Source organism: Aureimonas sp. AU4, from assembly GCF_001463765.1.
GTDB lineage: Bacteria > Pseudomonadota > Alphaproteobacteria > Rhizobiales > Rhizobiaceae > Aureimonas.
Genome location: NZ_BBWK01000042.1, coordinates 64,819 through 73,742, shown reverse-complemented (window position 1 = coordinate 73,742; position 8,924 = coordinate 64,819). Strand labels below are relative to the sequence as shown.

Genomic DNA, 8,924 nt, shown 5'->3' with positions numbered 1-8,924 from the left:
GTCCTGGTCACCGCCGCGCCGGCGGGAACGGCCGAGCCGTTCCGGATCCGCACGGTCACGATGAACGGCACGGAAGGCCCCGCCTATTATTCCCGCCCGTCGGGCGGCTACCGCTTCCTCGCCAGCCCGACGCCGGCGGGCGCCGGCCTCGTCGCGTCGGCCTCGGCGTCCACCGAGGCGCGCTGACGGCTCGTCACCGCACGGGCTCGTGAACCGTCACGAGCTTGGTGCCGTCGGGAAAGGTCGCCTCGACCTGGATGTCGTGGATCATCTCCGCGATGCCTTCCATGACCTGGTCCCGGGTCACGACATGGGCCCCCGCCTCCATCAGGTCCGCCACGCTGCGCCCGTCGCGCGCGCCTTCCACCACGAAGTCGGTGATGAGCGCGATCGTCTCGGGGTGGTTCAGCTTCACGCCGCGCTCCAGGCGCCGGCGCGCCACGTTGGCGGCCATGGCGACGAGCAGCTTGTCCTTCTCGCGCGGGGTCAGGTTCATCGGCAGTCGGCTCCGCAAGGCAGGGTCTACAGGGACCATAATCCGGGAACGCCGTCCGGCGAAAGGGCGGCGACCAGCGGGACGAGGCGCCGGCGCAGCGCATAGCCATCGGCCGCCAGGAGCCGCACGATGAGCGATCCGTCGACGAGGCTCACGCCGCCGTCCGGCCCGACGAGGTCGCGCAGGCGGGCCGGATCGATGTCCTCGCCGCGCGACAGGAGCGTGGCGAGCGCGCGCGCGCCGCCCAGCATCGGGGCGCGGCCCACCGCGTCCCAGTCGCCGCCGAGGTCGAGCTCCTCGGCAAAGACGAGGCGTCCCGCGCAGCGCACCCGCCAGCTGTCCCGCAGGCGCCCGGCCCGCACGCGCTCGCCCGACTCCGAGCGACCCAGGACGACGCTCTCGCACAGGAGAAGCCGGCTCGAGGCGGTGCAGTCGACCTCCAGCCGGCGATGGAGGCGACCGCCGTCGAAGAGGATCGTTTCCTGCGGCAGGAAGCTCGCGCACGCCCCGTCCGCCACCTCGATGCGCGTCTCGACACGCGCCTCGGCGCCGTCGTGGGAGCGATAGACGCGCTCGGCGGCCTGCGTCGTCACGGCGAGGTTTCCGCCGGGCTCGATCTCGAAGCGTTGGGCGAGGCGATCGCCGCCGGCCAGGCCCCCGGCCGTGTTCACGAGCACGGTCTCGGCACGCACACCCCGGGCGCGCGGAAAGCGAAGCTTCAGCGAGCCCGCCTGATGCAGGCGCCGGATGCGGGTCGCCCCATGGGGCCCGGCCGGGCCGACGCGAACGGCGACCATGCCGCGCGCGCGCTGCAGGGCGGGGAGCGCGGGTGGCTCGTCCAGGAGTTCGGGCAAGGCAGAGGCGGGCGAAGGGGCGGCGGCGTTCTTACTGGGCGGCTTCCACGAAGCGCGAGCGCTGCAGCGCGCGACCGGGAATGCCGCCTTCCGAGAGGCGCTTTCCCGCGACCGCAAGGTCCGAGGGACCCGCGATATGCACCTCGGTCTCGCAGCCGAGAAGCTCCTCGAAGGCGGGCGGCACCATGCCGGCGGCCACCACCGAGTGGATGCCCGTGCCCGGCGGCACGTCGATCTGCTTGAGGAGGCAGAGCGAGGCGCCTGGGATCTGCGCGGCGAGCCAGGCCGCGAGCGTGTCGGAGTTGGTGTCCCAGCCCTCCACGATCTCGGCGGCGCCGAGCGCCATTGCGGTCGGCATCCAGACCGGCACGAGGCCCTCCTCCTGCACCCGGGCGATCTCCTCCAGCGGCGAGGCGGGGCGAAGGCGGGTGCCGAGACTGACCAGCGCGTGGCCGAACTGCTCCATGCCCAGCAGCGCCATGCGGTGGGCGGCCTCCGCGCCGTATCCCATACGCGACTGGTACTGGCGCACGGCCTTGGCGAAGGGTCCGCCGCCCGGCACGATCACGAGGGAACCGCGCGCGCGCTCGATCGCCGCGACCCAGCGGCCGAGATCCGCCGAGGCGATCGAGGAGCCGCCGAACTTCACGATGAGGACGCGTTTGCCCGCCATGCTGTCTGGCCCTTTCCGGCGCGACTCGGGGAAGGAACGGGTCGCGCGATACGCTCTATTTGGACAAGTTTGTGACGGAATGCAAAGTTCCGCGATCACCTTGCGGCGATGCAGCAAAAACGAGTGATTTCAATCGATTAGAAGATCGTCGCGCGTCCGGTGGATGCGGATGCCCACGGCGCCGGGGCTGAGGTCGAGCTTTTCCACGTCGATCCGGACGGCCCGTACGCGCGGATCGGCGAGAACGGCCTCGGCCAGTTCCTCGGCCAGCGTCTCCACGAGCGCCGTGTGGCCCCGCTCCGCGAGGCGCCGCGCGGCATCGAGGATGAGATCGTAGGAATAAACGTCGCCCATCTCGCGCGGCCGGCGCCTGGGCCGCAGGACGTCGGCCTCGACGTTGAAGCGCACGCGCTGCGTCCGCCCCTGCTCGAAGCCGTAGGCCCCCACCGTCAGCGGCAGCACGAGGTCGCGCACGAGGATGCGGTCGGTCGGCCCCGCCTCGTCGGGGGCCTCCCGGGTCAGGAGGTCGCGCAGGGGCGCCGGGTCGGCCTCCTCGTCGAAGACCAGCGCGTCGGGGGCGAGCACCAGGAGGCGCGGCACGTCGGGCGCCTCCAGCGCACCGCCCAGCCAGCATTCGAGCCCGGCCTCGTGGCATCGCGCCCGGAAGCGCGCCAGGGCTTCCAGGCTCACGCTGCGCAGGAGCGCGCGGTCGGGGTCGAGCAGGACGGCGGCAAACCCCGACAGGTCTTCCAGCGCGTCGGTGGCCTCGCGTAGGCGCGCGACGCGCAGGGGCTCGCCCGGCAGGCTCTCGTCGACCGCGACCGCCAGCAGCGTCTCGGGCCCGTCGCGCCCTTCCGCCAGCCGGTCGGGAACGCCGATCGAGGAGCGCTCGCGGCGCAGCGGCGCGAGTACGTAGTCGGCGCCGGCCGACAGAGCCCGGCGCGCGGCGTCGGGGCTCGAGACCCGGATGCAGAGACGGGTGCGCACGGCGCTCACGTGACGGCGTTCCGGACCTGGAAGCGCGGCTCGAGATGGTGCCCGTCCCGCAGGACGGCGGCGATGCCGCGCGCGGCGGCGAGCGCCTCGCCGAAGCGGTTGTAGAGCGGGGCGAAGCCGAAGCGCAGGATGTCGGGCGCGCGGAAGTCGCCGACGATGCCGCGCTCGATCAGGGCCTGGGCGAGCGCATAGGCGGCGTCATGGCGATACGACACCTGGCTCGCCCGCGCCCGCTCCTCGCGCGGGCTGGCGAGCGCGAGCCCGGAACCGACCAGCGCCTCCACCGCCTCCGCGAAGAACGAGGTGAGCGCGACGGACTTTTCGCGGATCTGCGCCATCGTCACGCCCTCGAAGGCATCGAGCGCAGCGTCCAGCGAGGACAGGGCGATCACCGAGGGCGTTCCCGCCTGGAAGCGGCGGATGCCGTCCGAGGGCCGGTAGCCTGGCTCGAAGCTGAAGGGCGCCGCATGGCCGAACCAGCCCGACAGGGGCTGGCGGGCCTCGGCCTGGTGGCGCGGCGCCACGAACAGGAAGGCCGGCGCGCCGGGTCCGCCGTTCAGGAACTTGTAGCCGCAGCCGACCGCGAAGTCGGCGCCGCTGCGATCCATCTCCAGTTCCAGCGCGCCCGCCGAATGGGCGAGGTCCCAGATCGTGAGCGCGCCCGCGGCATGGGCGGCTTGCGTGAGCGCCGCCATGTCGTGGATCGCCCCGGTGCGGTAGTCCACATGGGTCAGCATCAGGACGGCGGTGCGCTCGCAGAGCGCGCCCGCCGGATCCTCGCCCTCGTCCACGAGGCGCAGCTCGTGCCCCTGCGCCAGGAGCTGCGCCAGCCCCTCCGCCATGTAGAGATCGGTCGGGAAGTTCTGCCGCTGCGAGACGACGACGCGCCGCTCGGGCCTGAGCGCGAGCGCGGCGGCGAGCACCTTGAAGAGGTTGACGGAGGTGGAGTCGGCCACCGCGACGCTGCCCTCGGGCGCGCCGATCAGTCCCGCGATGCGATCAGCAACGCGCGCCGGCAGGTCGACCCAGCCGGCCGCGTTCCACGAGCCGATGAGGCCCCGGCCCCATTCCTGCGTGACCGTGCGCGCGACGCGCTCGGCGCTCGCATGGGTCAGGGCGCCGAGCGAGTTGCCGTCGAGATAGACGAGACCGTCCGGCACGAGAAAGCGCTCGCGCGCGAACGCGATCGGATCGGCGGCGTCGAGCGCGCGTGCCCGCGCGTCCCAGTGGCCGGCGGCGGCGTGGGGCAGCGCGTCAGCCACGGCCGAAGGCCTTGAAGGCGACCGTCGTGAACGTGTCCGACACCCCGTCCAGCACCTGGAGCCGCTCGGTCACGAAATGGCCTATGTCGCGCGCGGGATCGAGGTAGAACTTGGCGATGAGGTCGTAGTGCCCGGAGGTGGAATACACTTCGGAAATCTCCTCGACCTCCTCCACCAGCCGGTCCGCCACGCGGTAGGCGGCGCCCGGCCGGCACTTGAACTGGACGTAGATGGTCTGCATCGCGCGTGTCTGCCTCCCGGGGAACGGAAGGGTTGCTATCAGAGCGGCGCGGGCAGCGTCAAAAGGCGCGTGAGCGCGGACGCGGGATCGGCGAGGTCCTCGACGACGTCGAAGTGGTGTCGAGCGGGAATTTCCGTGCCCTCGATCCGCGCGCCCAAGCCCGCCCAGGCCGAGACCAGGAAGCCCGTCTGGCGACGAAGCTCGGGGAGTTCGGCCGCCCCCACCACCGCATGGAGCGACCCCTGCCAGGCGGGCTCGAGAAGCGCGGGGCTCTCGGCGAGCGCTTCCGCCGCGTCGATGCGCAGCGTGTCGTTCATGCGCGTGCGGCGGATCGGACGAAGGTCGTGCAGCCCGCTGACGGGCACGACCCGGTCGATGCGCGCGAGAAGCGCGGGGTCGAGCGGCGAGCCGGCCGAGACCATGCGGGCGACGAGGTGGCCGCCGGCCGAGTGGCCGACGAGGCGCAGGGGTCCCTCCGGCGCAAGACGCGCGGCGAGCGCGACCGCGCCCGCCACGTCCTCGGCAATCGCGGTCAGGCGCACCTCGGGAGCGAGGCGATAGCTCGGCATGGCCACCGCGAAACCGCGCTCCAGGCTCCCACGCGCCAGATGCGACCAATAGGAACGGTCCAGCGCCTTCCAGTAGCCGCCATGGACGAAGACCACGAGCCCGGCCGGCTCGCCCTCGGGGCGAAAGAGGTCGAGGCGCTGGCGCTCGTGCGAACCGTAGGCGACGCCGAGCTCCGCCCGGCCGCGCGCGGCAAGGCGCTGCCGGAAGGCCTCCGCCTCGCGCGTCCAGCGCGGGGCGAACGTCTCCGACCCCGGCACCGCGGCGGAGTTGTCGTAGGCGGCGTCGAAGTCGGCAACGGGGCTCGGGGTCATGGGCTGATCAATCCACGAAGGCGCGTTCCACGACATAGGTGCCGGGCTTGGAGTTGGCGCCCTCCTCCATGCCGAAACGCTCGCACAAGGCGGCCGTGTCGCGCAGCATCTCCATGGAGCCGCAGATCATGGCGCGGTCGGTGGCCGGGTCGATGGGGGGCAGGCCGAGATCGGAAAAGAGCTGGCCGGTCTCGAGCAGCGTCGTGATGCGCTCGCCGCGCGGGCTGCCCTCGCGCGTCGCCGCGCCGTGGTAGCGCAGCTTGCCGGCGGCCATCTCCGACAGGATCTCGTCGGTCTCGATCGCCTGCACGAGCTCCCGCCCGTAGGCGAGCTCGGCCTCGGTACGCGTCGTGTGGGTGAGGACGACCTCCTCGAACTTCTCGTAGGTCTCGGGGTCGCGGATGATGCCGGCGAACGGCGCGATGCCCGTGCCGGTCGAGAAGAGGTAGAGGCGCTTGCCCGGCAGGAGCGCGTCGAGAACCAGCGTGCCGGTCGGCTTCTTGCGCATCAGCACCGTGTCGCCCGGCTGGATTCGCTGCAGGTGCTCGGTGAGCGGGCCGTTCGGCACCTTGATCGAGAAGAATTCCAGCTCCTCGTCCCAGGCGGGGCTCGCGATGGAATAGGCGCGGAACACCGGCTTCTCGGCGTTGGGCAGGCCGATCATCGCGAACTCGCCCGTGCGGAAGCGGAAGCTGGCGGGCCGGGTCATGCGGAAGCGGAACAGCGTGTCGGTGTAATGCTGCACCTCGGTCACGGTCTCGGCGAAGACGTTGGCGGGGATCGGAAAGCTCGGCGCCTCGGCGGCAGCGGAAACGGACATCGCGGAAACCTTCACGGGTGATCGGCGGGGCGCCGGGCTCTTGCGGTCGCGGGAGGTCGACCGGCCGGCGCTCGGGTGAGAAGCGGTTGCGGTTAGCTAAGGCGCTGTGTGCCCGAGCGCGAGGGCGGCCGGAAGAAACAGGGTCCTCAAACCGTGACCTCGCGCGAAATATCTGCCGCCGAGCCGAAGACCCGGCGATAGCGCTCGATCTCGGCCGGCGTGCCGGTCGCCTTGGCCGGGTTGTCGGACAGCTTCACGGCCGGGCGGCCGTTCACCTCTGTCACCTTGCACACCAGCGAGATCGGATGGAGGCTCGGGATCTCGTCGGGCGCGACGCCCCGGAAGTCGTTGGTGAGGTTGGTGCCCCAGCCGAAGCTGAGCCGCACGCGGCCCTCGAAGTGGCGATAGGTCTCTTCGATGGAATCGACGTCCATGCCGTCGGAGAAGACGAGCAGCTTCTCGCGCGGGTCCACCCCCTGCTCGCGCCACCAGCGCATGATCGCCTCGCCGCCCTCGATCGGCGGGGCGGAGTCGGGGCGAAAGCCCGTCCAGTCCGCCACCCAGCGCGGCGCATGGCGCAGGAAGGCGTCGGTCCCGAACGTGTCGGGCAGCACCACGAGAAGGTTGCCGCCGTACCAGCCCTGCCAGTCGCGCAGGACCTCGTAGGGCGCCTGGCGCAGCGCCTCGTCGGTACGCGCGAGAGCCGCGTAGACCATGGGCAGCTCGTGGGCGTTGGTGCCGATCGCCTCGAGGTCGGCCTCCATGGCCAGAAGCACGTTGGAGGAGCCGAGGAAGCGGGCGCCGAGCTTCTCCTTCAGGGCCTCCACGCACCAGCGCTGCCACAGGAAGGAGTGGCGGCGACGCGTGCCGAAATCAGTGATGCGCAGGTTCGGCAGCGCGTCGAGCCGGGCCACCTTGTCCCACATCTTGGCTTTCGCGCGCGCATAGAGCACGTCGAGCTCGAAGCGGCCGGCGTTGCGCATGGCGGCGCGCGAGCGCAGCTCGTTGATGATGGCGAGCGCCGGGATCTCCCACATCATCGTGTGGGTCCAGGGGCCGCGGAACATCAGCTCGTACTGCCCGTCGCGCTTCTCCAGCTCGTAAGGGGGCAGCTCGAAGTCGCGCAGCCACTGGAGGAAGGCCGGCCGGAAGATCTGCGTCGAGCCGTAGAAGGAGTTGCCCGCCAGCCAGATCATCTCGCGCTTGGTGAAGCGCACGGTGCGGGCATGGTCGAGCTGGGCGCGCAGCTCTCCCTCGTCGATCTCGTCGGCGACGCGCACGGTGCGCGTGCGGTTGATCATGCGGAACGTGACCGCCGTGTCGCGGTGCAGCCCCCAGACCATCTGCAGCATCAGGAGCTTGTAGAAGTCCGTGTCGAGCAGCGAGCGGACGATGGGGTCCAGCTTGAACGTGTGGTTCCACACCCGCGTGGCGATGTCGGTGGCGACCATGCTCCGTTCCTCCGGCGCGCCGGCCCCTCCAGGCGGGGCATCCGAATCGTTCCCTTAAGCCATGCGGCGCGCGGGCGACAGGGCACCCCTCACGAAACCGCCCGCTTCGCGGTGTTGCTGGGCGGGGAGCAAGCGGACAGGGACCGAAACGATGCGGCAGGCGGAGACATGGATCGCGGGCGGTCTGGCGCGAGGACTTCTCGCGCTCAGCGCGGCCGGGGCGCAGGACGCACCCGCCCGCCCACCCGTGACGCTTGCGCTCCCGGTCGCGTGCGCGCTCGGCACGGACTGCTTCGTGCAGCAGTTTCCGGACATGGACGCGGGGCCGGGCGCGAGCGACCCGTTCTGCGGCACGGCGGCCTATGACGGGCACGACGGGCTCGACATCCGCCTCCTGTCGATGCGCGACGTCGCGCGCGGCGTGGCCGTCCTCGCGCCGGCCGCCGGCACCGTGCGGGGCGTGCGCGACGGCATGGAGGACCGCTTCGCCTCGACGCCCGCGTTGCGCGCCGCGATCCGGGGCACCGAGTGCGGCAACGGCGTGGTGATCGACCACGGCGAGGGCGTGGAGACGCAGGTCTGCCACCTGCGCAAGGGCAGCGTCGCGGTTCGCGCGGGCCGGAGGGTCGAGGCGGGCGAAAGGCTCGGCGAGGTCGGCGCCTCGGGCCTGGCCGAGTTTCCGCACGTCCATCTTTCGGTGCGGCAGGGGGGCCGGAAGATCGACCCGGTGAGCGGGCGACCCGTCGGCTCGGGCTGCCGCGCGGACGAGACCATGGCGGCGAGCTGGTTCTCGCCCGAGGCCCGCCGGGCGCTTCTCGCCCACCCGCCCACCGCCGTCCTCGCCGCCGGCCTGTCGGGCGCCCCGGTCGACTACGACCGGCTCGTCACCGACGGCCCGCCGCCCGCCCCCGCCGCCGGCGTCCCCGCGACGCTCGCCTATGGCTGGTTCGCGAACGTTCGGGGCGGCGACCGCATCCGCCTCGAGCTCACGGCCCCCGACGGGTCGATCTTCATGACCCAGGAATCCGAGCCGCTCGCCGGCGCCAAGGCCGCCTATTCGGCCTTCGCCGGACGGCGGCAGGCGCTGCGGCCCGGCCTCTGGCACGTGCGCACGCAGGTCCTGCGCGACGGCGCCGCCGTCGCCAGCCGCGAGGCGACGGTCGAGGTCGCCCCCTAGAAACGCAGCGCAGCGTGACAAAGCGCCCGGCGCGCCGCACTCTCGGTACGGTTTCCACCCGACCGATCCGCCG

Annotated in this window: 11 protein-coding genes; 2 read left to right on the top strand and 9 right to left on the bottom strand. The window is 72.1% G+C overall.

What is annotated here, in order from left to right; translation table 11 throughout:
- On the top strand, positions 1 to 186 hold a 186-nt coding region (locus AUL35_RS22610; RefSeq protein WP_192847095.1), incomplete at its 5' end, for a hypothetical protein.
- 7 nt (positions 187 to 193) lie between these two features.
- On the opposite strand, the gene AUL35_RS13295 is transcribed toward AUL35_RS22610, so the two are convergent.
- The 9 genes from AUL35_RS13295 to pncB form a co-directional block, all read right to left on the bottom strand.
- Positions 194 to 496, bottom strand: coding sequence for an urease subunit gamma (locus AUL35_RS13295; protein ID WP_062015537.1), 303 nt, complete (start codon positions 494 to 496; stop codon positions 194 to 196).
- 26 nt (positions 497 to 522) lie between these two features.
- Positions 523 to 1,350, bottom strand: a complete 828-nt coding sequence (locus AUL35_RS13290) for an urease accessory protein UreD (RefSeq protein ID WP_062015535.1) — start codon at positions 1,348 to 1,350, stop codon at positions 523 to 525.
- A 31-nt stretch (positions 1,351 to 1,381) separates the two neighbouring features.
- A complete protein-coding gene (locus tag AUL35_RS13285; RefSeq protein WP_062015533.1) occupies positions 1,382 to 2,023 on the bottom strand; it encodes an amino acid kinase in 642 nt (213 codons plus the stop codon).
- Positions 2,024 to 2,152: 129 nt separating this feature from the next.
- Entirely contained in the window at positions 2,153 to 3,019 is an 867-nt protein-coding gene (locus tag AUL35_RS13280) for a dihydroneopterin aldolase (RefSeq protein ID WP_062015531.1), read from the bottom strand.
- Complete coding sequence (gene kynU / locus AUL35_RS13275) at positions 3,016 to 4,281, bottom strand: kynureninase (RefSeq protein WP_244493769.1); 1,266 nt, start codon at positions 4,279 to 4,281, stop codon at positions 3,016 to 3,018. The genes AUL35_RS13280 and kynU overlap by 4 nt, the downstream gene beginning before the upstream one ends.
- Positions 4,274 to 4,522 (bottom strand): Lrp/AsnC ligand binding domain-containing protein, encoded by a 249-nt coding sequence (locus tag AUL35_RS13270; RefSeq protein ID WP_062015528.1) that lies wholly within the window; start codon positions 4,520 to 4,522, stop codon positions 4,274 to 4,276. Before AUL35_RS13270 ends, kynU begins: the two co-directional genes overlap by 8 nt.
- A 38-nt stretch (positions 4,523 to 4,560) precedes the next feature.
- Positions 4,561 to 5,403 (bottom strand): alpha/beta hydrolase, encoded by an 843-nt coding sequence (locus AUL35_RS13265; RefSeq protein ID WP_062015527.1) that lies wholly within the window; start codon positions 5,401 to 5,403, stop codon positions 4,561 to 4,563.
- Positions 5,404 to 5,410: 7 nt separating this feature from the next.
- Complete coding sequence (locus AUL35_RS13260) at positions 5,411 to 6,223, bottom strand: ferredoxin--NADP reductase (RefSeq protein ID WP_062015525.1); 813 nt, start codon at positions 6,221 to 6,223, stop codon at positions 5,411 to 5,413.
- A 146-nt stretch (positions 6,224 to 6,369) separates the two neighbouring features.
- On the bottom strand, positions 6,370 to 7,674 hold the full coding sequence (gene pncB, locus AUL35_RS13255; RefSeq protein ID WP_062015523.1) for a nicotinate phosphoribosyltransferase: 1,305 nt from the start codon (positions 7,672 to 7,674) through the stop codon (positions 6,370 to 6,372).
- A gap of 151 nt (positions 7,675 to 7,825) precedes the next feature.
- On the opposite strand from pncB, the gene AUL35_RS13250 reads away from it, so the two are divergent.
- Complete coding sequence (locus AUL35_RS13250) at positions 7,826 to 8,851, top strand: M23 family metallopeptidase (protein ID WP_062015521.1); 1,026 nt, start codon at positions 7,826 to 7,828, stop codon at positions 8,849 to 8,851.
- Positions 8,852 to 8,924 lie beyond the last annotated feature (73 nt).